This is a genomic window from Bacillus sp. EB106-07-01-XG149 (assembly GCF_058791555.1).
In genome coordinates this window covers 1-24,876 of the sequence record NZ_JBYTDP010000014.1, presented here as the reverse complement: position 1 = coordinate 24,876, position 24,876 = coordinate 1, and the positions used below count along the sequence as shown (strand labels likewise).

General features: G+C 39.1%; 43 protein-coding genes. 41 read left to right on the top strand and 2 right to left on the bottom strand.

Annotated features, from left to right (window positions below):
* Positions 1-325: 325 nt before the first annotated feature.
* The 39 genes from rpsJ to AC3WTA_RS27585 all read left to right on the top strand — a co-directional run bounded on the left by rpsJ (position 326) and on the right by AC3WTA_RS27585 (position 21,946).
* Positions 326-634, top strand: a complete 309-nt coding sequence (gene rpsJ, locus AC3WTA_RS27775; RefSeq protein ID WP_001040595.1) for a 30S ribosomal protein S10 — start codon at positions 326-328, stop codon at positions 632-634.
* 34 nt (positions 635-668) lie between these two features.
* Complete coding sequence (gene rplC / locus AC3WTA_RS27770; RefSeq protein ID WP_000160209.1) at positions 669-1,301, top strand: 50S ribosomal protein L3; 633 nt, start codon at positions 669-671, stop codon at positions 1,299-1,301.
* Positions 1,302-1,326: 25 nt separating this feature from the next.
* Positions 1,327-1,950, top strand: coding sequence for a 50S ribosomal protein L4 (gene rplD, locus AC3WTA_RS27765; RefSeq protein ID WP_001127258.1), 624 nt, complete (start codon positions 1,327-1,329; stop codon positions 1,948-1,950).
* A complete protein-coding gene (rplW, locus tag AC3WTA_RS27760) occupies positions 1,950-2,240 on the top strand; it encodes a 50S ribosomal protein L23 (RefSeq protein ID WP_001205558.1) in 291 nt (96 codons plus the stop codon). Before rplD ends, rplW begins: the two co-directional genes overlap by 1 nt.
* 28 nt (positions 2,241-2,268) lie before the next feature.
* The gene (gene rplB, locus AC3WTA_RS27755) at positions 2,269-3,099 is read left to right on the top strand and encodes a 50S ribosomal protein L2 (protein ID WP_000511583.1); all 831 of its coding nucleotides are present in this window, start codon (positions 2,269-2,271) and stop codon (positions 3,097-3,099) included.
* Between the two features lie 60 nt (positions 3,100-3,159).
* Positions 3,160-3,438, top strand: a complete 279-nt coding sequence (gene rpsS / locus AC3WTA_RS27750; RefSeq protein ID WP_000124454.1) for a 30S ribosomal protein S19 — start codon at positions 3,160-3,162, stop codon at positions 3,436-3,438.
* Between the two features lie 17 nt (positions 3,439-3,455).
* The gene (gene rplV / locus AC3WTA_RS27745; RefSeq protein ID WP_001148024.1) at positions 3,456-3,797 is read left to right on the top strand and encodes a 50S ribosomal protein L22; all 342 of its coding nucleotides are present in this window, start codon (positions 3,456-3,458) and stop codon (positions 3,795-3,797) included.
* A gap of 3 nt (positions 3,798-3,800) precedes the next feature.
* The gene (gene rpsC / locus AC3WTA_RS27740) at positions 3,801-4,460 is read left to right on the top strand and encodes a 30S ribosomal protein S3 (RefSeq protein WP_000529958.1); all 660 of its coding nucleotides are present in this window, start codon (positions 3,801-3,803) and stop codon (positions 4,458-4,460) included.
* A gap of 1 nt (position 4,461) precedes the next feature.
* Positions 4,462-4,896, top strand: a complete 435-nt coding sequence (rplP, locus tag AC3WTA_RS27735; RefSeq protein WP_000928969.1) for a 50S ribosomal protein L16 — start codon at positions 4,462-4,464, stop codon at positions 4,894-4,896.
* Positions 4,886-5,086, top strand: coding sequence for a 50S ribosomal protein L29 (gene rpmC / locus AC3WTA_RS27730; RefSeq protein ID WP_000855718.1), 201 nt, complete (start codon positions 4,886-4,888; stop codon positions 5,084-5,086). Before rplP ends, rpmC begins: the two co-directional genes overlap by 11 nt.
* Before the next feature lie 20 nt (positions 5,087-5,106).
* Positions 5,107-5,370 carry a 30S ribosomal protein S17 gene (rpsQ, locus tag AC3WTA_RS27725; RefSeq protein ID WP_000004106.1) on the top strand — a complete coding sequence of 88 codons (264 nt, stop codon included), beginning with the start codon at positions 5,107-5,109 and terminating at the stop codon, positions 5,368-5,370.
* A gap of 43 nt (positions 5,371-5,413) precedes the next feature.
* Positions 5,414-5,782, top strand: coding sequence for a 50S ribosomal protein L14 (rplN, locus tag AC3WTA_RS27720; protein WP_000615912.1), 369 nt, complete (start codon positions 5,414-5,416; stop codon positions 5,780-5,782).
* A 38-nt stretch (positions 5,783-5,820) separates the two neighbouring features.
* On the top strand, positions 5,821-6,132 hold the full coding sequence (gene rplX, locus AC3WTA_RS27715) for a 50S ribosomal protein L24 (protein WP_000558201.1): 312 nt from the start codon (positions 5,821-5,823) through the stop codon (positions 6,130-6,132).
* Between the two features lie 26 nt (positions 6,133-6,158).
* Positions 6,159-6,698 (top strand): 50S ribosomal protein L5, encoded by a 540-nt coding sequence (gene rplE / locus AC3WTA_RS27710; protein ID WP_001080829.1) that lies wholly within the window; start codon positions 6,159-6,161, stop codon positions 6,696-6,698.
* Between the two features lie 33 nt (positions 6,699-6,731).
* Positions 6,732-6,917: a 30S ribosomal protein S14 gene (gene rpsN, locus AC3WTA_RS27705; RefSeq protein ID WP_001085700.1), complete on the top strand. Its 186-nt coding sequence runs from the start codon at positions 6,732-6,734 to the stop codon at positions 6,915-6,917.
* Between the two features lie 29 nt (positions 6,918-6,946).
* A complete protein-coding gene (rpsH, locus tag AC3WTA_RS27700; RefSeq protein WP_000245511.1) occupies positions 6,947-7,345 on the top strand; it encodes a 30S ribosomal protein S8 in 399 nt (132 codons plus the stop codon).
* Between the two features lie 32 nt (positions 7,346-7,377).
* Entirely contained in the window at positions 7,378-7,917 is a 540-nt protein-coding gene (rplF, locus tag AC3WTA_RS27695; protein ID WP_000086553.1) for a 50S ribosomal protein L6, read from the top strand.
* A 31-nt stretch (positions 7,918-7,948) separates the two neighbouring features.
* Positions 7,949-8,311, top strand: a complete 363-nt coding sequence (gene rplR / locus AC3WTA_RS27690) for a 50S ribosomal protein L18 (protein WP_000628818.1) — start codon at positions 7,949-7,951, stop codon at positions 8,309-8,311.
* 21 nt (positions 8,312-8,332) lie between these two features.
* Positions 8,333-8,833, top strand: coding sequence for a 30S ribosomal protein S5 (rpsE, locus tag AC3WTA_RS27685; protein ID WP_000554646.1), 501 nt, complete (start codon positions 8,333-8,335; stop codon positions 8,831-8,833).
* A 13-nt stretch (positions 8,834-8,846) separates the two neighbouring features.
* Complete coding sequence (gene rpmD, locus AC3WTA_RS27680; protein ID WP_001085231.1) at positions 8,847-9,029, top strand: 50S ribosomal protein L30; 183 nt, start codon at positions 8,847-8,849, stop codon at positions 9,027-9,029.
* 33 nt (positions 9,030-9,062) lie between these two features.
* Positions 9,063-9,503 (top strand): 50S ribosomal protein L15, encoded by a 441-nt coding sequence (gene rplO, locus AC3WTA_RS27675; protein ID WP_000766083.1) that lies wholly within the window; start codon positions 9,063-9,065, stop codon positions 9,501-9,503.
* Positions 9,503-10,804 (top strand): preprotein translocase subunit SecY, encoded by a 1,302-nt coding sequence (secY, locus tag AC3WTA_RS27670; protein WP_000490119.1) that lies wholly within the window; start codon positions 9,503-9,505, stop codon positions 10,802-10,804. The genes rplO and secY overlap by 1 nt, the downstream gene beginning before the upstream one ends.
* A 56-nt stretch (positions 10,805-10,860) precedes the next feature.
* Positions 10,861-11,511 carry an adenylate kinase gene (locus AC3WTA_RS27665; RefSeq protein WP_001048998.1) on the top strand — a complete coding sequence of 217 codons (651 nt, stop codon included), beginning with the start codon at positions 10,861-10,863 and terminating at the stop codon, positions 11,509-11,511.
* On the top strand, positions 11,511-12,257 hold the full coding sequence (gene map / locus AC3WTA_RS27660) for a type I methionyl aminopeptidase (protein WP_000582542.1): 747 nt from the start codon (positions 11,511-11,513) through the stop codon (positions 12,255-12,257). The genes AC3WTA_RS27665 and map overlap by 1 nt, the downstream gene beginning before the upstream one ends.
* 68 nt (positions 12,258-12,325) lie before the next feature.
* Positions 12,326-12,544, top strand: a complete 219-nt coding sequence (gene infA, locus AC3WTA_RS27655; protein WP_001029884.1) for a translation initiation factor IF-1 — start codon at positions 12,326-12,328, stop codon at positions 12,542-12,544.
* 35 nt (positions 12,545-12,579) lie between these two features.
* A complete protein-coding gene (rpmJ, locus tag AC3WTA_RS27650) occupies positions 12,580-12,693 on the top strand; it encodes a 50S ribosomal protein L36 (RefSeq protein ID WP_000868344.1) in 114 nt (37 codons plus the stop codon).
* Positions 12,694-12,714: 21 nt separating this feature from the next.
* Complete coding sequence (gene rpsM, locus AC3WTA_RS27645) at positions 12,715-13,080, top strand: 30S ribosomal protein S13 (RefSeq protein WP_000090790.1); 366 nt, start codon at positions 12,715-12,717, stop codon at positions 13,078-13,080.
* Positions 13,081-13,104: 24 nt separating this feature from the next.
* A complete protein-coding gene (rpsK, locus tag AC3WTA_RS27640; protein ID WP_000101797.1) occupies positions 13,105-13,494 on the top strand; it encodes a 30S ribosomal protein S11 in 390 nt (129 codons plus the stop codon).
* 180 nt (positions 13,495-13,674) lie between these two features.
* The gene (locus tag AC3WTA_RS27635) at positions 13,675-14,619 is read left to right on the top strand and encodes a DNA-directed RNA polymerase subunit alpha (protein WP_000569644.1); all 945 of its coding nucleotides are present in this window, start codon (positions 13,675-13,677) and stop codon (positions 14,617-14,619) included.
* Positions 14,620-14,654: 35 nt separating this feature from the next.
* Entirely contained in the window at positions 14,655-15,017 is a 363-nt protein-coding gene (gene rplQ / locus AC3WTA_RS27630; RefSeq protein ID WP_000331490.1) for a 50S ribosomal protein L17, read from the top strand.
* A 103-nt stretch (positions 15,018-15,120) separates the two neighbouring features.
* Positions 15,121-15,963: an energy-coupling factor ABC transporter ATP-binding protein gene (locus tag AC3WTA_RS27625; protein WP_000711780.1), complete on the top strand. Its 843-nt coding sequence runs from the start codon at positions 15,121-15,123 to the stop codon at positions 15,961-15,963.
* The gene (locus AC3WTA_RS27620) at positions 15,939-16,820 is read left to right on the top strand and encodes an energy-coupling factor ABC transporter ATP-binding protein (protein ID WP_000406519.1); all 882 of its coding nucleotides are present in this window, start codon (positions 15,939-15,941) and stop codon (positions 16,818-16,820) included. The genes AC3WTA_RS27625 and AC3WTA_RS27620 overlap by 25 nt, the downstream gene beginning before the upstream one ends.
* Positions 16,808-17,602: an energy-coupling factor transporter transmembrane component T family protein gene (locus AC3WTA_RS27615; RefSeq protein WP_001186519.1), complete on the top strand. Its 795-nt coding sequence runs from the start codon at positions 16,808-16,810 to the stop codon at positions 17,600-17,602. Before AC3WTA_RS27620 ends, AC3WTA_RS27615 begins: the two co-directional genes overlap by 13 nt.
* Positions 17,603-17,616: 14 nt before the next feature.
* Positions 17,617-18,360 carry a tRNA pseudouridine(38-40) synthase TruA gene (gene truA / locus AC3WTA_RS27610; RefSeq protein WP_002096935.1) on the top strand — a complete coding sequence of 248 codons (744 nt, stop codon included), beginning with the start codon at positions 17,617-17,619 and terminating at the stop codon, positions 18,358-18,360.
* Positions 18,361-18,512: 152 nt separating this feature from the next.
* Positions 18,513-18,950: a 50S ribosomal protein L13 gene (rplM, locus tag AC3WTA_RS27605; RefSeq protein ID WP_001260795.1), complete on the top strand. Its 438-nt coding sequence runs from the start codon at positions 18,513-18,515 to the stop codon at positions 18,948-18,950.
* A gap of 21 nt (positions 18,951-18,971) precedes the next feature.
* Positions 18,972-19,364 (top strand): 30S ribosomal protein S9, encoded by a 393-nt coding sequence (rpsI, locus tag AC3WTA_RS27600; RefSeq protein WP_000079986.1) that lies wholly within the window; start codon positions 18,972-18,974, stop codon positions 19,362-19,364.
* Between the two features lie 162 nt (positions 19,365-19,526).
* Positions 19,527-19,955 (top strand): YbaK family protein, encoded by a 429-nt coding sequence (locus tag AC3WTA_RS27595; RefSeq protein WP_001101006.1) that lies wholly within the window; start codon positions 19,527-19,529, stop codon positions 19,953-19,955.
* A 66-nt stretch (positions 19,956-20,021) separates the two neighbouring features.
* On the top strand, positions 20,022-20,735 hold the full coding sequence (gene cwlD, locus AC3WTA_RS27590; RefSeq protein ID WP_000822446.1) for an N-acetylmuramoyl-L-alanine amidase CwlD: 714 nt from the start codon (positions 20,022-20,024) through the stop codon (positions 20,733-20,735).
* A 143-nt stretch (positions 20,736-20,878) separates the two neighbouring features.
* Positions 20,879-21,946 (top strand): Mrp/NBP35 family ATP-binding protein, encoded by a 1,068-nt coding sequence (locus AC3WTA_RS27585; protein WP_000256605.1) that lies wholly within the window; start codon positions 20,879-20,881, stop codon positions 21,944-21,946.
* Between the two features lie 56 nt (positions 21,947-22,002).
* Here the strand turns inward: AC3WTA_RS27585 and gerD are convergent, their stop codons facing one another.
* Positions 22,003-22,620 carry a spore germination protein GerD gene (gene gerD / locus AC3WTA_RS27580; protein WP_000827524.1) on the bottom strand — a complete coding sequence of 206 codons (618 nt, stop codon included), beginning with the start codon at positions 22,618-22,620 and terminating at the stop codon, positions 22,003-22,005.
* Positions 22,621-22,759: 139 nt separating this feature from the next.
* Here gerD and kbaA point away from each other — a divergent pair, with 139 nt between their 5' ends.
* Positions 22,760-23,371 carry a KinB signaling pathway activation protein KbaA gene (gene kbaA, locus AC3WTA_RS27575; protein WP_001088514.1) on the top strand — a complete coding sequence of 204 codons (612 nt, stop codon included), beginning with the start codon at positions 22,760-22,762 and terminating at the stop codon, positions 23,369-23,371.
* Between the two features lie 127 nt (positions 23,372-23,498).
* On the opposite strand, the gene pdaB is transcribed toward kbaA, so the two are convergent.
* Positions 23,499-24,263, bottom strand: a complete 765-nt coding sequence (pdaB, locus tag AC3WTA_RS27570) for a polysaccharide deacetylase family sporulation protein PdaB (RefSeq protein ID WP_000464700.1) — start codon at positions 24,261-24,263, stop codon at positions 23,499-23,501.
* 170 nt (positions 24,264-24,433) lie between these two features.
* Between pdaB and AC3WTA_RS27565 the strand changes: the two genes are divergently transcribed.
* Positions 24,434-24,652, top strand: coding sequence for a hypothetical protein (locus AC3WTA_RS27565; protein WP_000900298.1), 219 nt, complete (start codon positions 24,434-24,436; stop codon positions 24,650-24,652).
* Positions 24,653-24,876: the final 224 nt, after the last annotated feature.

The following is a 24,876-nucleotide window of genomic DNA, read 5'->3' as shown; positions in this document are numbered from 1 at the left end:
GTGTGTTTTCTATCTTTGAATGAGTTTCTTCTATAGTATATAAAACAAGAAGTAACATCCATAAACTGTAAGTTGAATAAGAGCAGATGAAAACTTGAAATTCTTTAAAGTGCCATGTATAATAGCAAAAGTAGAGAAAAGCAGATGCAAACAAAAAGATGCTTGCATCTAGACGAATAACATTGTATAATAGACAATGTTGGTCTTTGACTGCGATGAAGTGGAAGGTTGCTGACACACCCGGCCGCTTTGCCATGGCATGGTGTGGGGAAATTTCCATGGAGAAGGTCTATTTTAGAAATAGGCGAACGAAGGAGGGAAAATAATGGCAAAAGAAAAAATTCGTATCCGTTTAAAAGCTTATGATCACCGTATTCTTGATCAATCAGCTGAGAAAATTGTAGAAACAGCTAAGCGTTCTGGGGCAACAGTTTCTGGTCCGATCCCATTACCAACTGAGAAGACTATTTACACAATTCTTCGTGCTGTTCATAAGTACAAAGATTCTCGTGAGCAATTCGAAATGCGCACACACAAACGTTTAATCGATATCGTGAGTCCTACTCCACAAACAGTAGATTCATTAATGCGTTTAGACTTACCGTCTGGTGTAGATATCGAAATCAAACTATAATTCATATAACTTAAAAATGTAGGAGGTGTAACTCATGACCAAAGGAATCTTAGGAAGAAAGATCGGTATGACTCAAGTATTTGCTGAGAACGGTGAGTTAATCCCAGTAACAGTTATCGCTGCTAATCCAAACGTTGTTCTTCAAAAGAAAACAACTGAAACTGATGGCTACAATGCAATCCAGTTAGGATTTGAAGATAAACGTGAAAAGTTAACTAACAAACCTGAACAAGGCCACACTGCTAAAGCATCTACAACTCCTAAGCGCTTCATTCGCGAAATCCGCGATGCAGACGTGGACGGATTAGAGGTTGGTCAAGAGGTAAAAGTTGAAGTTTTCGCTGCAGGTGAAATCGTTGACGTAACAGGAATTTCTAAAGGTAAAGGTTTCCAAGGTGTTATCAAACGCCACGGACAATCTCGCGGACCTATGTCTCATGGTTCTCGCTATCACCGTCGTCCAGGTTCAATGGGCCCAGTTGCTCCGAACCGTGTATTCAAAGGCAAAAAACTTGCTGGACGTATGGGTGGAGACCAAGTTACTATCCAAAACTTAGAAATCGTTCAAGTTGACACTGAGCGCAACTTATTACTAGTAAAAGGTAACGTTCCAGGTGCTAAGAAATCTCTTGTAGTTGTTCAAGGCGCTGTGAAGGTTAGCAAATAATTCACAATAGGAAGGAGGAATTCCAATGCCAAAAGTTACTGTATATAACCAAACTGGTTCACAGGTTGGTGAAATCGAATTAGCTGAAGCTATTTTCGGTATCGAACCAAATGAAGCTGTACTTTTCGAAGCTGTAATGATGCAACGTGCATCTTTACGTCAAGGTACACACAAAGTAAAAACTCGTTCTGAAGTTCGTGGTGGTGGTCGTAAACCATGGCGTCAAAAAGGAACTGGACGTGCTCGTCAAGGGTCTATCCGCTCTCCTCAATGGCGTGGTGGTGGTACGGTATTCGGACCTACACCAAGAAGCTATGCGTACAAACTTCCTAAGAAGGTTCGTCGTTTAGCAATCAAATCTGCATTAGCTACTAAAGTAGTTGAGAACAACATTGTAGTTCTTGAAGACCTAGTGTTAAATGCACCAAAAACAAAAGACATGCTAGCAGTACTTAAAGGATTAACTGTTGAGAAGAAAGCTCTTATCGTAACTGCTGATGCAAACGAATCTGTAGAGTTATCTGCTCGCAATATCCCTGGAGTAACAGTAATCACTGCTGATGGCGTAAACGTTTTAGACGTGCTTCATCATGATAAGCTAATCATGACAAAAGCGGCAGTGGAAAAAGTAGAGGAGGTGCTTGCATAATGAGAGATCCTCGTGATATCATTAAGCGCCCAGTTATCACTGAACGTTCTATGGAAATGATGGCTGAAAAAAAATACACGTTCGATGTGGACGTTAAATCTAATAAAACAGAAGTTAAAGATGCTCTTGAAGCGATCTTTGGTGTTAAAGTAGAAAAAGTGAACATCATGAACTACAAGCCGAAAGCAAAACGCGTTGGTCGTCACGCTGGTTTTACTAGCCGTCGTCGTAAAGCAATCGTTAAGCTAACTGCTGACAGCAAAGAAATCGAAATCTTCCAAGGTGTTTAATTCTTACTAAAGAAGGAGGGAAATTGAGATGGGAATTAAAAAGTATAATCCAACTACTAACGGTCGTCGTAATATGACTACGAATGATTTCGCTGAAATCACGACTGACAGACCAGAAAAGTCATTACTTGCTCCTTTAAGCAAGAAGGCTGGTCGTAATAACCAAGGTAAAATTACTGTACGTCATCAAGGTGGCGGACATAAGCGTCAATACCGTATCATCGACTTTAAGCGTAACAAAGATGGAATTCCAGGACGCGTTGCTACGATCGAATACGATCCAAACCGCTCTGCGAATATCGCATTAATTAACTACGTTGACGGTGAAAAACGTTACATTCTTGCTCCTAAATCTTTAGAAGTAGGTATGGAAGTTATGTCTGGCCCAGAAGCTGACATCAAAATCGGTAACGCATTACCATTAATCAACATTCCAGTAGGTACTGTTGTTCATAATATCGAGCTTAAGCCTGGTCGTGGCGGACAATTAGTTCGTTCTGCTGGTACTTCTGCTCAAGTACTTGGTAAAGAAGGTAAATACGTACTTGTACGTTTAACTTCTGGTGAAGTACGTCTTGTATTATCTGCTTGTCGCGCTTCAATCGGTCAAGTAGGTAACGAACAACACGAACTTATCAAAATCGGTAAAGCAGGTCGCTCTCGCTGGTTAGGTAAACGCCCAACAGTTCGTGGTTCTGTAATGAACCCGGTTGATCACCCACACGGTGGTGGTGAAGGACGTTCTCCAATCGGACGTAAGTCTCCAATGTCTCCATGGGGTAAACCAACTCTTGGATTCAAGACTCGTAAGAAAAACAAAGCGTCTGACAAATTCATCGTTCGTCGTCGTAAAAAATAATGGGATTGTAGTACGGTTCATTTCTAGAACCGTACGCCAATCACGAAGGGAGGCACCAAAATGGCTCGTAGCTTAAAAAAAGGACCATTTGTCGATGATCACTTAATGAGCAAAATGGAAAAATTAGTTGCATCTGAGCAAAAACAAGTTGTTAAAACTTGGTCTCGCCGTTCAACAATCTTCCCTCAGTTCATCGGACACACAATCGCTGTATATGATGGTCGTAAACACGTACCTGTGTACATCACTGAGGATATGGTTGGCCATAAGTTAGGTGAATTCGCACCAACTCGTACGTATAAAGGTCACCTTGCTGACGATAAGAAAACTAGAAGATAATGAGAGGAGGCACTTCAATGCAAGCTAAAGCAGTAGCGAGAACAGTTCGTATTGCTCCTCGTAAAGTTCGTTTAGTAGTAGACTTAATCCGAGGTAAGCAAGTGGGTGAAGCGATTGCTATCCTTAACCACACACCAAAAACTGCTTCTCCAGTTGTAGAGAAAGTTTTAAAATCTGCAATCGCAAATGCAGAGCACAATTATGAGATGGATATTAACAACCTAGTTGTTGAAAAAGTTTTCGTTGACGAAGGTCCAACGTTGAAACGTTTCCGTCCACGTGCAATGGGTCGTGCAAGCCAAATTAACAAACGCACAAGCCACATTACAGTTGTGGTATCAGAAAAGAAGGAGGGATAATCGATGGGTCAAAAGGTTAATCCAATTGGTCTTCGTGTCGGCGTTATCCGTGACTGGGAATCTCGTTGGTTCGCAGAGAAAGATTATGCTACATTACTACATGAAGACATCAAAATCCGTGAGTACATTACTGTACGCTTAAAAGATTCTGCTGTTGCTAAAGTAGAAATCGAACGTGCAGCAAATCGTGTAAATGTTACAATTCACACTGCAAAACCTGGTATGGTAATTGGTAAAGGTGGTACTGAAGTTGAAGCACTTCGTAAAGCTCTTAACCAATTAACAGGCAAGCGTGTACACATCAACATTTTAGAAGTTAAGAGAGCTGATCTTAACGCTAAATTAGTAGGCGAAAACATCGCTCGTCAATTAGAAAACCGTGTATCATTCCGTCGTGCACAAAAGCAAGTTATTCAACGTGCTATGCGTGCAGGTGCTAAAGGTATTAAAACACAGGTTTCTGGTCGTCTTGGCGGAGCTGATATCGCTCGTGCAGAATCTTACAGTGAAGGAACTGTTCCACTTCATACACTTCGCGCTGATATTGACTATGCAGCAGTTGAAGCTGATACAACATACGGTAAATTAGGCGTAAAAGTATGGATCTACCGTGGAGAAGTCCTTCCTACAAAAAAGAAAGCTTCTGAGGAAGGAGGAAAATAATATGTTAATGCCAAAACGCGTAAAATATCGTAGAGAGCATCGTGGTAAAATGCGTGGTCGTGCAAAAGGTGGAACTGAAATTGCTTTCGGTGAATTCGGTTTACAAGCACAAGCTGCTTCATGGATTACAAACCGTCAAATCGAAGCTGCTCGTCGTGCAATGACTCGTTACATGAAACGTGGCGGTAAAGTATGGATTAAAATTTTCCCTTCTAAACCTTACACTGCAAAACCTCTAGAAGTACGTATGGGTTCCGGTAAAGGGGCACCAGAAGGCTGGGTAGCAGTAGTAAAACCTGGGAAAATTATGTTCGAAATCGCGGGTGTATCTGAAGAGGTAGCACGCGAAGCATTACGTCTTGCAGCTCACAAGTTACCTGTGAAATGTAAATTCGTAAAACGTGAAGAAAATGGTGGTGAATCTAATGAAAACTAATGATATTCGTGAATTAACCACTGCCGAAATCGAAACAAAAGTTAAAGCTTTAAAGGAAGAATTGTTCAATCTTCGCTTCCAACTTGCTACAGGACAATTAGAGAATCCAACTCGCATTCGTGAAGTGCGTAAAGCAATTGCTCGTATGAAAACTGTAGTTCGTGAAAGAGAGATCGGAATTAATCGATAAATTGAGGGGAGGTTTGCATAGTGAGCGAACGTAACCAACGCAAAGTTTATACTGGTCGTGTTGTGTCTGACAAAATGGACAAAACGATTACAGTTTTAGTTGAAACTTACAAAACTCATTCCTTGTACGGAAAACGTGTTAAGTATTCTAAGAAGTACAAAGCCCATGATGAGCAAAACCAAGCGAAACTTGGCGATATCGTTAAAATCATGGAAACTCGCCCGCTTTCTGCTACTAAGCGTTTCCGTTTAGTTGAAATCGTTGAAGAAGCGGTTATTATCTAAATAGACGAATCGGAATTTTTAGTCCGAAGGGAGGTTTCATAACATGATCCAACAAGAATCTCGTTTGAAAGTTGCTGACAACTCTGGTGCACGTGAACTTTTAACAATTAAAGTATTAGGCGGCTCTGGTCGTAAATATGCTAACATTGGTGACATTATCGTTGCTACGGTAAAACAAGCAACACCAGGTGGCGTTGTTAAAAAAGGTGACGTTGTTAAAGCAGTAGTGGTACGTACGAAGAGCGGAGCTCGTCGTCCGGACGGTTCTTATATCAAATTTGATGAAAACGCAGCGGTTATCATCAAAGACGATAAGAGCCCACGTGGTACTCGTATCTTCGGACCAGTAGCTCGTGAATTACGTGATAGCAACTTCATGAAGATCGTTTCTTTAGCTCCAGAAGTTCTATAATTTAAGGTATTGCCTTGCTAAGGAGGTGCAGAATTAAGATGCATGTAAAAAAAGGTGATAAAGTACAGGTAATCACTGGAAAAGACAAAGGAAAACAAGGCGTTATCCTTGTGGCTTTCCCAAAGCAAAACCGTGTTATCGTTGAGGGTGTTAACATCGTTAAAAAACACTCTAAGCCATCTCAATTAAATCCACAAGGTGGAATTATTACTAAAGAAGCACCTATTCACGTTTCTAACGTTATGGTTTTAGATCCGAAAACAGGTGAACCTACTCGCGTAGGCTTCAAAGTAGAAGATGGTAAAAAAGTTCGTATTGCAAAAAAATCTGGTGAATTATTAGATAAATAATTTTCTTAAGAAAGGAGGTCACTTCATTGAATCGCCTTAAAGAGAAGTTCCAAAAGGAAATTACTCCTGCTCTAGTGAGCAAGTTTAACTATAAATCTGTGATGGAAGTACCGAAAATCGAAAAGATCGTAATCAACACTGGTGTTGGTGACGCGGTATCTAACTCAAAAGCTTTAGACAATGCAGTAGAAGAATTAACACAAATCGCAGGTCAAAAACCTGTTGTAACTCGTGCTAAAAAATCAATCGCTGGTTTCCGTCTTCGTGAAGGTATGCCAATCGGTGCGAAAGTAACTTTACGCGGCGAGCAAATGTATGAGTTCTTCGACAAATTAGTATCAGTTTCTTTACCACGTGTACGTGATTTCCGTGGTGTTTCTAAGAAATCATTCGATGGTCGTGGGAACTACACATTAGGTGTTAAAGAGCAACTTATCTTCCCTGAGATCGATTATGATAAAGTAAGCAAAGTCCGCGGTATGGACATCGTAATCGTTACTACAGCGAAAACTGATGAAGAAGCTCGTGAACTTTTAACACAATTCGGTATGCCATTCCAAAAATAATGGAAACCAACGCTAAGTAGAGGAGGCGAAAACGTGGCTAAAAAATCTATGATAGCGAAACAAAAGCGTACTCCTAAGTTTAAAGTACAAGAGTATACACGTTGCGAACGCTGCGGTCGTCCGCATTCTGTATACCGCAAATTTAAGCTTTGCCGTATTTGTTTCCGTGAACTTGCATATAAAGGTCAAATTCCTGGTGTTAAAAAAGCTAGTTGGTAAAACCCACAAATGGGAAGGAGGTAAAACACATGGTGATGACAGATCCAATTGCAGACATGCTTACTCGCATCCGTAATGCGAACATGGTACGTCATGAGAAATTAGAGGTTCCTGCTTCTAAAATCAAAAAAGAGATCGCTGAACTTTTAAAACGTGAAGGTTTCATTCGTGATGTAGAATACATCGAGGATAACAAACAAGGTATCCTTCGTATTTTCCTGAAATATGGTGCAAACAATGAACGTGTAATCACTGGATTAAAACGTATCAGTAAACCTGGCTTACGCGTTTACGCTAAAGCTGATGAAGTACCACGTGTACTTAACGGATTAGGTATCGCTCTTGTTTCTACATCTAAGGGAGTAATGACAGACAAAGACGCTCGTCAATTACAAACTGGTGGAGAAGTAGTAGCATACGTTTGGTAATATATATTTAAAACGAACGGAGGTGTGACCACATGTCTCGTATTGGTAAAAAGATTCTTGAAATCCCTGCAGGTGTTACTATTACAATTGCAGAAGACAATACTGTAACAGTAAAAGGCCCTAAAGGTGAATTAACTCGTAAATTCAATGCTGATATGTCTATCAAAATTGAAGAAAATACACTAACAGTTGAGCGTCCTTCTGAACAGAAGGAACACCGTGCATTACACGGTACAACTCGTGCTTTAATCGGAAACATGGTTGAAGGTGTAACTACAGGTTTCGCACGCGGACTTGAATTAGTCGGTGTTGGTTACCGTGCTCAAAAACAAGGAGATAAACTTGTATTAAGCGTAGGTTATTCTCATCCAGTAGAAATGACTCCGGAAGCAGGTCTTGAAGTTGAAGTACCTGTACCAACTAAAATCGTAATCAAAGGTATCGACAAGCAACGTGTTGGCGAATTTGCTGCTAACATCCGTGCTGTACGTGCTCCTGAGCCTTATAAAGGTAAAGGTATTCGTTACGAAGGCGAAGTTGTTCGTCGTAAAGAAGGTAAAACTGCTAAGTAAACCCGTTAGGTGAGAGAAAGGAGTGACAAGAATGATCACTAAAGCTGATAAAAATGCGACTCGTAAGAAAAGACATGCACGTGTACGTGCTAAACTTACTGGTACTGCAGAACGTCCACGTTTAAACGTGTTCCGTTCTAACCAACATATTTACGCTCAAGTTATTGATGATGTAAATGGTGTAACGTTAGTAAGTGCATCTACTCTTGATAAAGACCTTGCTCTTAACGGTACTAGCAATACTGAAGCTGCTACGAAAGTAGGAGAATCAGTTGCTAAGCGTGCTGTAGAGAAAGGCGTTAAAGAAGTAGTATTCGATCGCGGTGGTTACTTATACCATGGCCGTGTTAAAGCTCTAGCTGAGGCTGCTCGTGAGGCTGGATTACAATTTTAATGGTCAAAGGAGGGAAAATTGATGCATCGCATTGACCCAAGTAAATTAGAACTTGAAGAACGTGTAGTTACGATAAATCGTGTCGCGAAAGTTGTTAAGGGTGGTCGTCGTTTCCGCTTTGCTGCACTAGTTGTAGTTGGCGATAAAAACGGTCATGTTGGATTCGGTACTGGTAAAGCACAAGAGGTACCAGACGCAATCCGCAAAGCTATCGAAGACGCTAAGAAAAACTTAATCGCTGTACCATTAGTTGGTACAACAATTCCACACACAATCAACGGTCATTTTGGAGCTGGTGAAGTATTCTTAAAACCTGCTGCTGAAGGTACTGGTGTTATTGCTGGTGGACCTGTTCGTGCGGTACTTGAATTAGCTGGTGTACAAGATATTCTTTCGAAATCTCTTGGTTCTAACACACCAATCAACATGATTCGCGCTACTGTGAACGGATTAAGCGAACTTAAGCGCGCTGAAGATGTTGCAAAATTACGCGGTAAATCTGTAGAAGAGCTACTAGGTTAAGGAGGGAAAACAAATGGCGAAAAAGTTAGAAATTACCCTCACTCGTAGTGTAATTGGTCGTCCACAAGATCAACGTGCGACGGTAGAAGCTTTAGGTCTTAAAAAGTTGAATTCAACTGTAGTTAAGGAAGAAACTCCTGCTATTCTTGGTATGATCAACAAAGTTTCTCACCTTATAACTGTAAAAGAAGCTTAAGGATAACTCATTAATATAAGGAGGTGCCTGGGAATGAAACTTCATGAATTAAAACCTGCAGAAGGTTCTCGTAAAGTACGTAACCGTGTCGGTCGTGGTATCGGTTCTGGTAACGGTAAAACTGCTGGTAAAGGTCATAAAGGACAAAACGCACGTTCTGGTGGCGGTGTTCGTCTTGGCTTCGAAGGTGGTCAAACTCCATTATTCCGTCGTTTACCAAAACGCGGCTTCACAAACATTAACCGTAAAGAGTTTACTATTGTAAACTTATCAACGTTAAATCGTTTTGAAGATGGTACAGAAGTAACACCTGAATTATTGCTGGAAACTGGCGTTATCAGCAAGTTAAACGACGGTGTTAAAATTCTTGCAAGCGGCGCAGTAGAGAAAAAATTAACTGTTAAAGCGCACAAGTTCTCTTCAAGTGCTAAAGAAGCAATTGAAGCAGCTGGCGGATCAGTTGAGGTGATCTAATGTTTCGTACAATCTCCAACTTTATGCGCGTTGCTGAGATAAGACGTAAAATATTATTCACTTTAGCGATGTTAATCGTATTCAGAATTGGCACGTTTATCCCAGTGCCATTTACAAATGGAGACGTACTGAAAGCACAAGATCAATTAAATGCCTTAGGTATCCTAAATACATTTGGCGGTGGCGCCTTGAAAAACTTCTCCATCTTCGCGATGGGAATCATGCCGTATATTACAGCATCCATCATCGTGCAATTATTGCAGATGGATGTTGTTCCTAAATTTTCGGAATGGTCGAAGCAAGGTGAAATGGGCCGTCGTAAACTAACGCAATTCACGCGTTACTTTACAATTGTTCTTGCGTTTATTCAGGGGTTTGGTATGTCAATCGGTTTTAACGGTATGGTAGGTGGGCAATTAATTTTGAATCCTGGTTGGAGCACTTATTTATACATTGCTACGGTACTGACTGCTGGTACTGCATTTTTAATGTGGTTAGGTGAACAGATTACAGCTAAAGGTGTAGGTAATGGTATTTCCATCCTGATCTTTGGCGGTATTGCCGCAGCGATCCCAAGTGTTATATCTCAAGTGTATCAACAACAGTTTCAAAATATCGGAGATCAATTGTTCATGAGTATCGTTAAAGTTGCATTGATCTTACTAGCTGTGCTAGCGGTTATTGTTGGTGTTATTTTCATTCAACAGGCTGTTAGAAAGATCCCAATTCAATATGCGAAGCGTGTAACAGGAGGGAATGGGAATCATGCTGGAGCACAAAACACACATTTACCGCTTAAGGTAAATAGTGCGGGTGTTATTCCAGTCATTTTTGCTGTTTCATTCTTAATTACGCCTCCAACTATTGCACAGTTCTTCCCGAATCATGATGTATCGCAGTGGATCATTGCAAACTTTAACTATTCTCACCCAGTGGGAATGATCATATATGTTGCGCTCATTGTAGCCTTCACATATTTCTATGCGTTTGTTCAGGTTAATCCAGAGCAAATGTCAGAGAATCTAAACAAACAAGGTGGATATGTTCCAGGTATTCGTCCGGGTAAGAATACGGAACAATATCTAACAAAAATCTTGTATCGTTTGACCTTTGTAGGATCAATTTTCCTAGCAGCGATTGCAATCTTACCAGTTATCTTTACGAAATTGGGAAATCTTCCTCCATCTGCACAGATTGGTGGAACGAGTATGTTAATCGTTGTCGGCGTTGCTTTAGAAACAATGAAGCAGCTAGAAAGCCAACTGGTAAAACGCCATTACAAAGGGTTTATCAAGCAATGAGTAAGTGGGAAGAATTATCTTCCCTACATGCTCATGTACTCTGAGGGGGAACAAGGATGAACTTAATTTTAATGGGGCTTCCTGGTGCTGGTAAAGGTACACAAGCCGAACAGATTGTTGCCAAGTATAACATCCCTCACATTTCAACAGGAGATATGTTCCGTGCAGCTATGAAGGCTGAAACTGAAATGGGTCTACAAGCAAAATCTTTTATTGATAAAGGTGCACTTGTTCCAGATGAAGTTACAATCGGAATCGTTCGTGAACGTTTAAGTCAAGAAGACTGCGTAAGAGGTTTCTTACTAGACGGTTTCCCACGAACTGTTGCACAAGCATCAGCTCTTGAAGAGATTATGAAAGATCTTGGTAAAAAAATCGACTATGTTTTAAACATTAATGTGGATTCAGGGTTGTTATTAACACGCCTTACAGGCCGTCGCATTTGTAAAGAGTGCGGTGCGACTTACCACTTAGAATTCAATCCACCAGCAAAAGCTGATGTGTGCGATAAATGTGGTGGCGAATTATATCAACGCTCTGATGACAATGAAGAAACTGTGGCAAATCGTTTAGATGTAAATATTAAGCAAACAAAACCTTTGCTTGATTTCTACGAGGAGCTTGGTTACTTACAAAGCATTAATGGTGAGCAAGATATCAATAAAGTATTTGCTGATATCGATGTTCTCATCGGAGGCTTAGCGTAATGATCATCTGCAAAACTCCTCGCGAGATAGAAATCATGCGAGAAGCTGGCAGGATCGTTGCTTTAACTCATCAAGAGTTGAAACAGCATATTACTCCAGGAATTACAACGAAAGAGCTCGATCAAATAGCGGAAAAGACGATTCGAAAATATGGTGCTACGCCATCTTTTAAAGGATACAACGGATTTCCGGGGAGCATATGTGCTTCTGTAAATGAAGAGCTTGTACACGGAATTCCAGGGAAGCGCAAGCTCGAAGAGGGCGATATCATCAGTATCGATATTGGTGCGAAATACAATGGGTACCATGGAGATTCTGCATGGACGTATCCAGTTGGAAACATTTCTGAATCTGTTCAAAAGCTACTTGATGTCACAGAAAAATCGTTGTATCTTGGTCTAGAACAAGTAAAACCAGGCGAAAGATTATCAAATATCTCACATGCGGTCCAAACCCATGCTGAAGAGAATGGGTTCTCGATCGTTAGGGAGTATGTTGGTCACGGAATCGGGCAAGACTTACATGAGGACCCTCAAATCCCGCACTATGGTCCACCAAATAGAGGCCCTAGATTAAAGCCGGGAATGGTCATCTGTGTTGAGCCGATGGTGAATCAAGGAAGACGATATGTAAAAACACTATCTGATGACTGGACAGTGGTAACGGTAGATGGTAAATGGTGTGCACACTTTGAGCACACGATTGCTCTTACAGAAGCAGGATACGAAATCCTTACCACTTTATAAGTAGCTGGCTCTCCGGGATTTCAGAGCAGTGTAAAATGTTACTGATTTGAAGAAGGGAGAACTATTGAATGGCTAAAGATGATGTAATTGAAGTCGAAGGTACCGTTCTTGAAACGTTGCCAAATGCTATGTTCAAAGTAGAATTAGAGAATGGGCATGTCGTATTGGCTCACGTTTCTGGTAAAATCCGTATGAACTTCATTCGTATTTTACCAGGAGACAAAGTTACGGTAGAATTATCTCCGTACGATTTAAATCGTGGTCGTATTACGTACCGTTTTAAATAATATAGCACTCCGTAATCTTTAAGGAGGTTCGAGACATGAAAGTAAGACCGTCAGTTAAACCAATCTGCGAAAAATGTAAAGTTATTCGTAGACGTGGAAAAGTAATGGTTATTTGTGAAAACCCTAAACATAAACAAAAACAAGGTTAATCAGAAGGAGGTGCATTCAGAATGGCACGTATCGCAGGTGTAGATATTCCTCGAGACAAACGCGTTGTTATTTCTTTAACTTACGTATTCGGCATTGGTCGCACAACTGCTGAAAAAATTCTAACTGAAGCTGGTATTTCTTCAGAAACACGAGTTCGTGATTTAACGGAAGACGAACTAGGACGTATCCGTGATATCATCGATCGTATTAAAGTTGAGGGAGACCTTCGTCGTGAAGTATCTCTTAACATTAAACGTCTAATGGAGATCGGTTCTTACCGTGGTCTTCGTCACCGTCGTGGTTTACCAGTTCGTGGTCAAAACTCTAAAAACAATGCTCGTACACGTAAAGGTCCACGTCGTACAGTAGCAAATAAAAAGAAATAATAAGTAAAGGAGGTTGAACTAACAATGGCACGTAAAACAAACACTCGTAAAAAACGTGTGAAAAAGAATATTGAAGCTGGTATAGCTCATATTCGTTCTACTTTCAACAACACAATCGTAACACTTACAGATACTCATGGTAACGCACTTTCTTGGTCTAGTGCTGGTGCACTTGGTTTCCGTGGATCTCGTAAGTCTACTCCATTCGCTGCGCAAATGGCTGCTGAAGCTGCTGCTAAAGTTGCAATGGAGCACGGTTTAAAAACTTTAGAGGTTACTGTTAAAGGTCCTGGTGCTGGTCGTGAAGCTGCAATTCGTGCTCTTCAAGCTGCAGGTCTAGAAGTAACAGCAATTAGAGATGTTACTCCAGTTCCTCATAATGGATGTCGTCCACCAAAACGTCGTCGTGTGTAATTTTTCTGTATAGAATTTTCCCTTTTGTCTATAATGGATATGATGCATTATCGAGAAATTTCGTACAGAAACATCGCTTGTTGTGCACAATCGGGAACTGCCTAAGGGGGACTTTCGGTTAGACAGGGGGTATCCCTTTGTTTAACCGGGGTTTCGACGTTTTGAAGGAGGGTTTAGTTAATGATTGAAATCGAAAAGCCGAAAATCGAAACGGTTGAACTTAACGAAGATGCTAAATATGGTAAATTCGTAATTGAACCGCTTGAGCGTGGATATGGTACTACTTTGGGTAACTCCTTACGTCGTATTCTTTTATCCTCACTCCCTGGTGCCGCTGTTACTGCTATCCAAATCGATGGCGTATTACATGAATTTTCAACAGTTGAGGGCGTAGTAGAAGACGTTACGACGATCATCTTAAACTTGAAAAAGTTAGCTCTTAAAATCTACTCTGAAGAAGAGAAGACGTTGGAAATTGATGTGCAGGGCGAAGGTATTGTCACAGCTGCTGATATTACTCACGATAGTGATGTAGAAATCTTAAATCCAGATTTACACATTGCAACGTTAGCAAAAAATGCGCATTTCCGCATGCGTTTAACTGCAAAGCGTGGCCGTGGGTATACGCCAGCTGATGCAAATAAAAGCGAAGATCAACCAATAGGAGTAATTCCTATTGATTCTATTTATACTCCAGTATCACGTGTGACTTACCAAGTGGAAAAGACACGTGTCGGACAAGTGGCTAATTATGATAAGCTTACGCTTGATGTATGGACGGATGGAAGCATCGGGCCAAAAGAAGCTATCTCTTTAGGTGCCAAAATCTTAACTGAGCATTTAAATATCTTTGTTGGTTTAACTGATGAAGCACAAAATGCTGAGATTATGGTCGAGAAGGAAGAAGATCAAAAAGAGAAAGTTCTTGAGATGACTATCGAAGAACTAGATCTTTCTGTTCGTTCTTATAATTGCCTAAAACGTGCAGGAATTAATACTGTACAAGAGCTTGCGAACAAAACAGAAGAAGATATGATGAAAGTTCGTAACTTAGGACGTAAATCCTTAGAAGAAGTTAAACATAAACTTGAGGAATTAGGTTTAGGTTTACGTAAAGACGACTGAGGATTTAAACCCATCAACAAAGGAGGGAACTACGAATGGCATACAGAAAATTAGGCCGTACAAGTGCGCAACGTAAAGCTATGTTACGTGATTTAGCTACTGATTTAATTATCAACGAGCGCATCCAAACGACAGAAACTCGTGCAAAAGAACTTCGTTCTGTAGTGGAAAAAATGATCACTTTAGGTAAACGCGGAGATCTTCACGCTCGTCGTCAAGCAGCAGCTTTCATTCGCAATGAAGTAGCTAACGCTGAGACTGGTCAAGATGCACTTCAAAAATTATTCGCTGATGTAGCTCCACGCTATGCTGAGCGCCAAGGCGGATACACTCGTATTGCAAAAATTGGTCCACGTCGCGGAGACGCAGCACCAATGGTAATTATCGAGTTAGTATAATGATAATTAAAAGGGCAGGACAGTTCTTTTCAAGAAACTGGTCATGGCCCTTTTTTTTAAATATAAAAATAGGCTAACTTGGCGAAGGAAAGGGTGCCTTGTATTGAAAAAAGAGAAACTTCGGACAGAGAATATATCATTTCAATATCCTGGGGCAGCCACTTATGCATTAAAAGATGTTTCATTTTCCTTGTATGAGGGAGAATGGGTATCTGTTATTGGACAAAACGGTTCAGGGAAGTCTACACTTGCAAAATTATTGAATGGTTTGTTTTTGCCGGAAGCAGGGACTATTACAGTAAATGATACAATGGTTTTATCAGAGGAAACGGTATGGGATGTTCGAAAACAAATTGGGATGGTATTTCAAAATCCAGACAATCAATTTGTTGGAACGACAGTGCAAGACGACGTTGTTTTTGGCTTAGAGAATATCGGAATGCCAAGAGAGAAAATGGTAGAAAGATTAGATCAGGCCCTCAAACTTGTCCGTATGGAAGATTTTCTTAATGATGAACCTCATTCGTTATCTGGTGGGCAAAAGCAGCGAGTGGCAATAGCAGGCGTTTTAGCACTTCAGCCATCTATTTTGATATTAGATGAAGCAACGTCAATGCTAGATCCTCAAGGGAGACGTGAAGTAGTAGAAACGGTTAGACAACTTGTTAATCAAAAAGGTATTACCGTGTTATCAATTACGCACGATTTAGAAGAAGCGGCGCAATCAGACCGTGTCATTATTTTAAATAAGGGAGAAATATTAGAGGAAGGGACTCCAAAGCAAATATTCAAGTCCTCTCATATGCTCCAAGAAATTGGATTAGATGTACCATTTTCAGTGAAAATAGCAGAATTATTAAAAAGAAATGAAATTCTCTTGCAAAATACGCATCTTACAATGGAAAGCTTGGTGAACGAACTTTGGAGATTACATTCCAAAAAGTAGAACATCGTTATCAATATAAAACTCCATTTGAAAGACGCGCACTTTATGATGTAGACGTGTCGTTTCCAAGTGGGGGCTATTATGCCATTATCGGTCATACTGGTTCAGGTAAGTCGACGATGATTCAACATTTAAATGGTTTATTGCAGCCGACGAATGGCACAGTTCAAATTGGTGAACATTTCATTTCGGCAGGAAAGAAAGAAAAAAAGCTAAAGCCACTACGTAAAAAGGTAGGGGTTGTCTTTCAATTCCCAGAACATCAGTTGTTTGAAGAGACTGTGGAGAAGGATATTTGTTTCGGCCCTACTAATTTTGGGGTATCTGTAGAAGAAGCGAAGCAAAAGGCAAGAGAGGCAATTGAACTTGTAGGGTTAGAGCCAGAACTGTTAACACGTTCACCGTTTGAGTTAAGTGGTGGGCAAATGAGGCGTGTTGCGATAGCGGGTGTATTGGCGATGGAACCCGAAGTGCTTGTATTAGATGAACCTACAGCAGGATTAGATCCAAAAGGGCAGAATGAACTTATGGAGATGTTTTATAAGCTGCATAAGGAAAAAGGTCTTACGGTTATCCTAGTAACACATAATATGGAGGATGCTGCTAAGTATGCGGAGCAGATTGTAGTCATGCATAAAGGAACGGTCTTTTTGCAAGGAAGTGCAGAGGAAGTATTTTCACATGCTGATGAACTAGAGAAAATTGGCGTGGATCTTCCTATGTCTTTAAAGTATAAACGTGCAATTGAAGAGAAGTTTGGCATTTCAATCCCAAAGGCTACCTTATCTTTAGAGGATCTTACTCATGAAGTTGTGCAGGTGTTACGAAAAGGTGGTCATGAATCATGCAGCAGTTGATTATTGGAAGATATATTCCAGGGAAGTCTCTTATTCATCAACTTGATCCACGTACGAAGCTGCTGATTGTCTTTTTATATGTATTTGTTGTTTTCTTAGCAAATAATGCGATTTCATATGGATTTTTATTTTTATATGCACTCATTGCTTTATTTTTTGCAAAAGTGCCGATTCGTTATGTACTTTCGGGCTTAAAACCAATTCTATGGATTTTTCTTTTTACATTTTTCCTGCATATTTTTACAAATAAAGAAGGGGAAGTACTATTCCAGCTTGGTTGGTTTTCGATACATGAAAAAGGATTAGAGCAAGGGATATACATTTCTATACGATTCTTCGTTATTATTTTAATGACGACATTATTAACGTTAACGACGACACCTATTGAGATTACAGATGGCTTGGAGACGTTATTAAAGCCGTTGAAACGTATAAAAGTTCCTGTTCATGAAATCGCATTAATGATGTCAATTTCTCTTCGTTTTATTCCGACATTAATGGATGAAACAAGTAAAATAATGAAGGCACAAGCTTCACGTGGTATTGATTTCGCAGGAGGACCGATAAAAGATAGGATAAAAGCTATTATCTCACTACTCGTTCCTCTATTTATCAGTGCTTTTAAGCGTGCTGAGGACTTAGCAATTGCTATGGAAGCACGTGGGTATCAAAATGGCGAAGGACGTACTAAATTTAGGCAACTACGCTGGAAAACAAGCGATACAGTAACGATTATAAGCTTACTTTGTTTAGCTTGTATTTTGGCATGGGTGCGATCGTAATGGAGAATAGAGAAATGGATAGAATAAAATGTACGGTTGCATATGATGGCATGCATTTTTGTGGTTATCAAATTCAGCCGCAGCATCGTACTGTTCAACAAGAGATTGAGAAAGCTTTGCAGAAATTGCATAAAGGAGAACTTGTTCGTGTTCAGGCATCGGGCAGAACGGATTCTACCGTTCACGCTAAAGGACAAGTCATACACTTTGATACACCGTTGTCTCTTGAAGAGTGGCAATGGAGTAATGCATTAAACACAATGTTGCCAGATGATATTGTTATCAGACAGGTAGAGAAAAAAACAGAAGAATTTCATGCGCGTTACGGTGTCGAGAGAAAAGAATATCGTTATCGTGTATTATTATCAAAGACTGCGGATGTATTCCGTAGAAATTACGTATATCAATATCCATATCCGCTCGAAATAAGCTCTATAAGAAAAGCGATTCCTTATTTTATTGGAACGCATGATTTCACTTCTTTTTGTTCGGCAAAAACTGACAAAAAAGATAAAGTGCGAACGATTTATGAAATTGAGTTAATTGAGCAAGGCGATGAATTAATTTTTCGTTTTGTAGGTAATGGATTTTTATATAATATGGTCAGAATTATTGTTGGTACGTTACTTAGCGTAGGGCAAGGAAAGCTTGATCCTGATAGCATTCCAGAGATTTTAGCGAAACAAAATCGTCAGTTTGCTGGAAAGATGGCTCCAGGTCATGGACTTTACTTATGGCAGGTAAACTATAACAACTAATCCTGGTGTAACATTTGCTTGACATTAGAAACTCAAAAGTATATCATAACATATGGTATTGTTTCTAAAACCACGATTAGCCCCGGAAGGAAATCGTGTTTAAGATAAACAATAGATTTTTTCTATGGAAAAGATAACGAGGAGGGAAACACATGCGTACGACTTTTATGGCAAAAGCTAACGAAGTTGAGCGTAAATGGTATGTGGTTGATGCTGAAGGTCAAACTTTAGGTCGCCTATCTACTGAAGTAGCATCTATTTTACGCGGTAAAAACAAACCTACATTTACACCACACGTTGACACGGGTGATCATGTAATTATTATTAACGCTGAAAAAATTCATTTAACAGGTAATAAATTAAACGATAAAATTTACTACCGTCACACTAACCACCCAGGTGGACTTAAACAAAGAACAGCTCTAGAAATGCGTACAAACTACCCTGTACAAATGTTAGAGCTTGCAATTAAAGGGATGCTTCCAAAAGGACGTTTAGGACGTCAAGTATCTAAGAAATTAAACGTGTATGCTGGAGCAGAGCATCCACACCAAGCACAAAAACCAGAAGTTTACGAACTTCGCGGATAATCAATTAAAGGAGGGCTTACTTTGGCACAGGTTCAATACTATGGCACTGGACGTCGTAAGAGTTCAGTAGCGCGCGTACGCCTAGTTCCAGGCGAAGGACGCGTTATCATTAACGGTCGTGATTTTGAAAACTATATCCCATTTGCTGCATTACGTGAAGTAGTGAAACAACCTCTAGTTGCAACAGAAACTTTAGGTAACTACGATGTACTTGTAAACGTAAATGGTGGTGGATACACTGGTCAAGCTGGTGCTATTCGTCACGGTATTTCTCGCGCTTTATTAAAAGCTGATCCAGAATACCGTCTAACACTAAAACGTGCAGGTCTATTAACTCGTGACGCACGTATGAAAGAGCGTAAAAAATACGGTCTTAAAGGCGCACGTCGTGCACCTCAGTTCTCAAAACGTTAATTTTTGCGAACTACAAACCCCAACCATTTTGGTTGGGGTTTTTTTATGTTTCATTCCTCTTTTTTAATTTTTGTAGTTTGGAATATTTTAGTGCTATTCTCTCGCGTATGCTTCTTCTTTAGAAGTTTAGACTAATACGTATTAGGGAGGTTTATAAGTGCTATGAATGTCATTGTCAGCTTACAAGAAAAACAAAAAGAAAAGCAGTTGAAATATGAACGGAAGATGCTGCGAGAATTATCATTAAAAACATTACGTTCAAATATTAGGGATGCCTTTCAGATGCAGGAACTTCATCGTCAGTATGAAGATTACTGTATTGAATTAGGGATAGAATCGTATTTATTAGGAGCGAGATACAGTAAGTTTGGTTATTATGGTGAATCATTCTTTGATGTGAAATATAGAGCCTTAGAAGAAGAGCAACAATTAACGGAAACACTATTTCAATTTTTAACGAGCATGACTATGCGGGAAATTAAGTTACAAGATGAGGAATTACTTTTTGAATCTTGCCAGCAGTTTATCGGCTTATGGTGGCAGGAAGGGTATGAAAAAGGTGAAAGAAGATATCGATTAAAGCTTCATTAAGACAAGCATAAACTTTCCTCTTGTCCCATATAAGTAATTAGAGGGACTAGCTGGAGGAGGAAAGGTATGAAGAGAATTCGAATTATCTCTTTTGCACTCGCTGCGGTTGTTTTGTTTTTTTTAGTTAAACAAGAATTTCAAATTACAAAATCGTGGCGAGCTTGGAATTTACCCTTATCGGGGAAAGTGATTGTATTGGATGCTGGGCATGGTGGGCCAGACGGAGGGGCTGTTGGTGGAAAAGATATTATAGAAAAAGATATTACGCTTGAGATTACAAAGAAGGTACAAGATTATTTACAAGAACAAGGTGCACTAGTTATTTTAACACGTGAGGGAGATTATGATTTAGCTCAGAAAGATACAAAATCATATAGTAGACGTAAAGCAGAGGATTTAAAAAAGCGTGTAGAGATTATTAATAAGCCTGATGTAGACTTTTTTGCGAGTATTCATTTAAATGCTTTAACTAGCAGTGGATCGAAAGGCGCACAAACGTTCTACTACCGTTCTTCGGTTGAAAATGAACGTGCTGCGAAATTTATACAAGCTGAATTGAGAACGAGTTTAGAGAATACGAATCGTTCTGCTAAAACAATTTCTCATGTGTATTTATTAAAGTATGCGAAAACACCAGGTGCTTTAATTGAAGCTGGCTTTTTATCGAATGTAAACGAAAGGTATATGTTAAATTCGGAGAAATATCAGCAAAAGGTAGCGGCTGCAGTATATCGTGGTATATTACGTTATTTCACGGAAAAAGGGAATCCTCCAGAATAAGGAGGATTTTTTGAATTTCTCTCGTTAACGAAGTTTTCCGAAAATATGTTATACTGGAAATGTAAACGCATTTATTTCAAAAATAAAGAGAGATACATTTAATTAACATTACGTTATTTTTCATACAGGGGGCTGGGCTAACTATGGTAACGAAAGAGCAAGTAGTGGAAGCGTTAGAAGGGATTGTAGATCCGTTTTTACATAAAACGTTAAAAGAAACAGGTGCAATTAAAGAGGTAACAGTTAAGCCTGAGAAGGAACATGTAAGTGTTAAAATTGCAATCGTAAAAACTGGTACAGCGGAACAAATGCAATTGCAATCTGGAATTGTAAAGTTAGTAAAAGAACTAGGAGCAGCAACAGTAGGGCTTCGCTTTGCAGAATTTACAGAAGAGGAATTAGCTCAGTTTGCACCGGAACAGGAAGAAGAGCAAAATGAATCTTTATTGTCACCAAATTCAAAAACAACATTTTTAGCAGTGGCGAGTGGAAAAGGTGGAGTCGGAAAATCAACAGTTTCTGTTAACCTTGCTATTGCTTTAGCTCGTCTAGGTAAAAAGGTTGGTATCATTGATGCTGATATTTATGGTTTTAGCGTACCGGATATGATGGGGATAGAAAAACGTCCTGTTGTAAGAGGAGATAGAATCATTCCAGTGGAGCGTCTAGGTGTAAAGGTAATTTCAATGGGATTCTTTGTAGAAGATAATGCACCGGTTATTTGGAGAGGCCCTATGCTTGGGAAAATGTTAAATCACTTCTTTACAGAAGTAGAGTGGGGCGATTTAGACTATTTAGTTTTAGATTTACCACCGGGTACAGGTGATGTTGCGCTAGACTTACATTCAATGTTGCCAGCTTGTAAAGAGATTATTGTAACAACGCCACATCCAACAGCGGCATTTGTGGCAGCGCGTGCTGGAGCCATGGCTTTACGTACAGAACATAGTATTCTTGGTGTTGTTGAAAATATGGCGTATTTTGAAAGTAAAACAACTGGTGAAAAAGAATATGTGTTTGGAAGAGGTGGAGGAGATAAATTAGCTACAGAACTTCAAACAGAAGTACTTGGCCGAATCCCGCTTCAACAACCTGATTGGAATAAAGATGACTTTGCGCCTTCAGTATATGAAGATACACATACGACGGGTCTTATTTATCGTACGATAGCTGAGACAGTAATTGATAAAATAGCTGTCGCGCAAAAATAAAATAATAATGAGTGGACGATACATATATTGTCCACTCATTATTATAATTATTATTTTTACTGTTGCTCCTTTTTATCGTCTTGGGAACCACTTTCACCGCCTGCTTCTTTTTTATCAGATCCACTTTTTTCGGCCTTTTGTACACCTTTACTAATAATATCAATCATCTTAGCTTGGAAGAGTGGGCTTTCAGCAGTTTCTGTTAGTACTTGTTGTAAATATTGGCGGTATTCTTTGCTCTTCATTGTTTGTAACATCATTTTTTCTACTTCAGGGTTTTTCATAATTTCTATAACGCCTGCTTGGTATTCAGGGTCTTTTAGTAATGTTTTCATTAAGGTTGTTTGTTCTTTTCCCATACTTTTAGCGAATTTCGATGAGAACTCAGGGTCTTTAAAGAGCTTTTCCCAGAATTGTTGCCCTTTGTCGGATACCATTGCATCTTCAATCGTTTTCTTTACTACTGTTTCATCTAGTATGAGTGCTTGTTTCATTTTTTCATCAGTTAACACATCTTGAATAGCTTTCTTACCTTGATCGGTTTTTAAAATATCAACAATCATTTTCTTCGTTTGGTCATAATCAAGTTCGGACTTTGCTTCTTTTCCTTGTGCACATGCTACAAGTACAAGAAATAGAAAAGAAGAAGTCAAAACGAGCAGCATCCGTTTCATAAGTTGGAACTCCTTTCAACACAGTTCTCTCTTTTTAATATAAATATCTTTAAGGAATTTATACATGAACATGGCTAGCTTTTTGAAATTGTCATTGATACAATTTAATTAGAAATATAAGGATAATGGGGGATGTGTTGTGAATAGCCGCAAGTGGGTACGACTGTTTTTTACGACGTTGTTTCTTGGTGGGATTAGCACGGTCATTATTGGATTTGTTTTGGAGTGGGACAAGTACGTTAAATTTTTTCAAAATTTCGACGGAAAGGAAATTTTAGCAGTTTCCTTCTGGTTGATGGGTGTAGGATTTATTTTTAGTGTTATAAGTCAAATGGGGTTCTTTGCCTATTTAACAATCCATCGTTTTGGACTGGGGATGTTCAGGTCACCTTCTTTATGGAATGCAGTTCAGCTCTTCTTTATTGCATTCGTTTTATTTGATTTCGTGTATTTAAGATCCGTATTGATTGCAAATGGGGAAGTTTCGTTAGGGAATAACATACTTGTTGCAGGTGTATTATTTGTGTTTGGGGCGATTGTTGCTTACATAAAAAGTAAAGAAACGAATAGAAAGGCATTTGTGCCCGCTTTGTTCTTTATGGTTGTTGTAACAATTCTTGAGTGGGTACCAGCGCTTCGTATTAATGATACAGATTGGTTGTATTTAATGGTGATACCACTTTTATTATGTAATGCATATCAGTTACTTATATTACATCGTTTAATTGGAAAGGCGAGTAAGTCGGCTTAAGTAAGAGAGATTTTTGAGTTTTTATGCAGGGTGGTTGTACGAATATAAATATCGGGATGAAAAAAGCTCTACTACCTTAATGATAGGTAGTAGAGCTTTTTATGTGTGAAGGCACGAGGGGAAAGAATTACCTTACATCTTTACTTTTTGTACTTGTGTTAGAAATAAGTTGTGATACCGATATTTGCTCATATCCGTCACTCTTTAATTTTTGCAGAAGCAGTGGTAAAGCTTTATTTGTTTGAAGGGCAGAATCGGATGCATGTAATAAGACGATATCTCCACCTTTTAAATTAGTAGAGACATTGGAAACGATATTGTTTACACCTGGGTTTTTCCAGTCGTTTGAGTTATTACTCCAATGGACGATGGTGTATCCGAGTGATTCTGCTATTTTAAGTGTTGCTTTGTTAAAGTCTCCACTAGGTGGACGTAATAGTTTGACTTGTTTCACACCAAGTTTTGTAAAAACATCTTGTGCTCGTAAAAGATCTCTTCGTATTTCATTTGTCTCTAGAGAAGTGTAGGACGTGTAATTATAGCCCATACTACCGATTTCATGTCCATCTTTTATGATGCGTTCAACAACATCAGGGTGTCTTTCTGCCCATGCAGCAGAAACGAAGAAGGTTGCATTCTTAATGTCTCTTTCTTTAAGTGTATCAAGGATTGGAATTGCTTTTTTGTCTCCCCAACTAATATCAAATGTGAATGCAACTTGTTTTTTAGAGGTGTCTCCTTTGTAAATAACTTTAGGTCCTGTCGCTGTTGAAAAAGCAGATTCATGTGAATATGTTTTCAAAAAGAGAAGCCATGCTGTAAATAAGGAAAGTATCACTATTAAGCTAATGTGTTTAAAAGCTCGTTTACTCGTAATAAAAAAGAAAAACATAATATTACGCCCCTTTGTCCAATCCTTTTCAGTTACATATATGCTTTATATATTAAAAAGAGAACAAAGGATTAATATCGTAAGCAGTGGATATAATGAATGATAGGATTTTGATAAGTGAAAATGAGCGGAAAGTTTATTGCTTTGTAAGAAATGATTGAGGTGATGATTTGCTTGGGTTTATGTTAACGAAAGAAGAGAAAAAAGAAATGGAATACATATTGAAGAGAGAGTTAGAAGAACTTTTATTTGATTTTGAAGATGAACGTATTCATGACGTTGTAAAAAAGGCGATGGAAGAAAGATATAAAATCATTTTTTGTTTGTTTCGAAGAGTCGCTAATGCAGAAGAATGTATGCGTTATGTAAGGAAAAGAACTTTTTATTAAAAAGTGTTGACGTTAATGGTTGTTATATGATAAATTAATAACCGTCGCTGATGCGGAAACGCAGAAGACGATAAAAAAGAAATTAAAAAACTTAGTTGACATTGAAAAATGAAGATGTTAACATAAGGAAGTCGCAAATGAGCGACCAAGTAGTTCTTTGAAAACTGAACGAAACAAACAACGTGAAACGTCAATTTTTATTTTTAGATGCTAGACAAACTAAC

Bases quoted from the DNA above. Each gene is read 5' to 3' on its own strand.
- rplQ (WP_000331490.1), top strand. From the start codon at position 14,655: ATGGCATACAGAAAATTAGGCCGTACAAGTGCGCAACGTAAAGCTATG.
- rpmJ (WP_000868344.1), top strand. From the start codon at position 12,580: ATGAAAGTAAGACCGTCAGTTAAACCAATCTGCGAAAAATGTAAAGTT.
- rplW (WP_001205558.1), top strand. From the start codon at position 1,950: ATGAGAGATCCTCGTGATATCATTAAGCGCCCAGTTATCACTGAACGT.
- rplR (WP_000628818.1), top strand. From the start codon at position 7,949: ATGATCACTAAAGCTGATAAAAATGCGACTCGTAAGAAAAGACATGCA.
- rpsM (WP_000090790.1), top strand. From the start codon at position 12,715: ATGGCACGTATCGCAGGTGTAGATATTCCTCGAGACAAACGCGTTGTT.
- rplO (WP_000766083.1), top strand. From the start codon at position 9,063: ATGAAACTTCATGAATTAAAACCTGCAGAAGGTTCTCGTAAAGTACGT.
- AC3WTA_RS27665 (WP_001048998.1), top strand. From the start codon at position 10,861: ATGAACTTAATTTTAATGGGGCTTCCTGGTGCTGGTAAAGGTACACAA.
- rpsE (WP_000554646.1), top strand. From the start codon at position 8,333: ATGCATCGCATTGACCCAAGTAAATTAGAACTTGAAGAACGTGTAGTT.
- AC3WTA_RS27615 (WP_001186519.1), top strand. From the start codon at position 16,808: ATGCAGCAGTTGATTATTGGAAGATATATTCCAGGGAAGTCTCTTATT.
- gerD (WP_000827524.1), bottom strand. From the start codon at position 22,620: ATGAAACGGATGCTGCTCGTTTTGACTTCTTCTTTTCTATTTCTTGTA.
- rpsK (WP_000101797.1), top strand. From the start codon at position 13,105: ATGGCACGTAAAACAAACACTCGTAAAAAACGTGTGAAAAAGAATATT.
- rplP (WP_000928969.1), top strand. From the start codon at position 4,462: ATGTTAATGCCAAAACGCGTAAAATATCGTAGAGAGCATCGTGGTAAA.
- rpsC (WP_000529958.1), top strand. From the start codon at position 3,801: ATGGGTCAAAAGGTTAATCCAATTGGTCTTCGTGTCGGCGTTATCCGT.
- secY (WP_000490119.1), top strand. From the start codon at position 9,503: ATGTTTCGTACAATCTCCAACTTTATGCGCGTTGCTGAGATAAGACGT.
- map (WP_000582542.1), top strand. From the start codon at position 11,511: ATGATCATCTGCAAAACTCCTCGCGAGATAGAAATCATGCGAGAAGCT.
- rpsH (WP_000245511.1), top strand. From the start codon at position 6,947: ATGGTGATGACAGATCCAATTGCAGACATGCTTACTCGCATCCGTAAT.
- AC3WTA_RS27635 (WP_000569644.1), top strand. From the start codon at position 13,675: ATGATTGAAATCGAAAAGCCGAAAATCGAAACGGTTGAACTTAACGAA.
- cwlD (WP_000822446.1), top strand. From the start codon at position 20,022: ATGAAGAGAATTCGAATTATCTCTTTTGCACTCGCTGCGGTTGTTTTG.
- rplD (WP_001127258.1), top strand. From the start codon at position 1,327: ATGCCAAAAGTTACTGTATATAACCAAACTGGTTCACAGGTTGGTGAA.
- AC3WTA_RS27585 (WP_000256605.1), top strand. From the start codon at position 20,879: ATGGTAACGAAAGAGCAAGTAGTGGAAGCGTTAGAAGGGATTGTAGAT.
- rplX (WP_000558201.1), top strand. From the start codon at position 5,821: ATGCATGTAAAAAAAGGTGATAAAGTACAGGTAATCACTGGAAAAGAC.
- rplM (WP_001260795.1), top strand. From the start codon at position 18,513: ATGCGTACGACTTTTATGGCAAAAGCTAACGAAGTTGAGCGTAAATGG.
- rplF (WP_000086553.1), top strand. From the start codon at position 7,378: ATGTCTCGTATTGGTAAAAAGATTCTTGAAATCCCTGCAGGTGTTACT.
- rpmC (WP_000855718.1), top strand. From the start codon at position 4,886: ATGAAAACTAATGATATTCGTGAATTAACCACTGCCGAAATCGAAACA.
- AC3WTA_RS27595 (WP_001101006.1), top strand. From the start codon at position 19,527: ATGAATGTCATTGTCAGCTTACAAGAAAAACAAAAAGAAAAGCAGTTG.
- truA (WP_002096935.1), top strand. From the start codon at position 17,617: ATGGATAGAATAAAATGTACGGTTGCATATGATGGCATGCATTTTTGT.
- rpmD (WP_001085231.1), top strand. From the start codon at position 8,847: ATGGCGAAAAAGTTAGAAATTACCCTCACTCGTAGTGTAATTGGTCGT.
- pdaB (WP_000464700.1), bottom strand. From the start codon at position 24,263: ATGTTTTTCTTTTTTATTACGAGTAAACGAGCTTTTAAACACATTAGC.
- infA (WP_001029884.1), top strand. From the start codon at position 12,326: ATGGCTAAAGATGATGTAATTGAAGTCGAAGGTACCGTTCTTGAAACG.
- rplN (WP_000615912.1), top strand. From the start codon at position 5,414: ATGATCCAACAAGAATCTCGTTTGAAAGTTGCTGACAACTCTGGTGCA.
- rplC (WP_000160209.1), top strand. From the start codon at position 669: ATGACCAAAGGAATCTTAGGAAGAAAGATCGGTATGACTCAAGTATTT.
- rpsS (WP_000124454.1), top strand. From the start codon at position 3,160: ATGGCTCGTAGCTTAAAAAAAGGACCATTTGTCGATGATCACTTAATG.
- rplV (WP_001148024.1), top strand. From the start codon at position 3,456: ATGCAAGCTAAAGCAGTAGCGAGAACAGTTCGTATTGCTCCTCGTAAA.
- rplB (WP_000511583.1), top strand. From the start codon at position 2,269: ATGGGAATTAAAAAGTATAATCCAACTACTAACGGTCGTCGTAATATG.
- rpsJ (WP_001040595.1), top strand. From the start codon at position 326: ATGGCAAAAGAAAAAATTCGTATCCGTTTAAAAGCTTATGATCACCGT.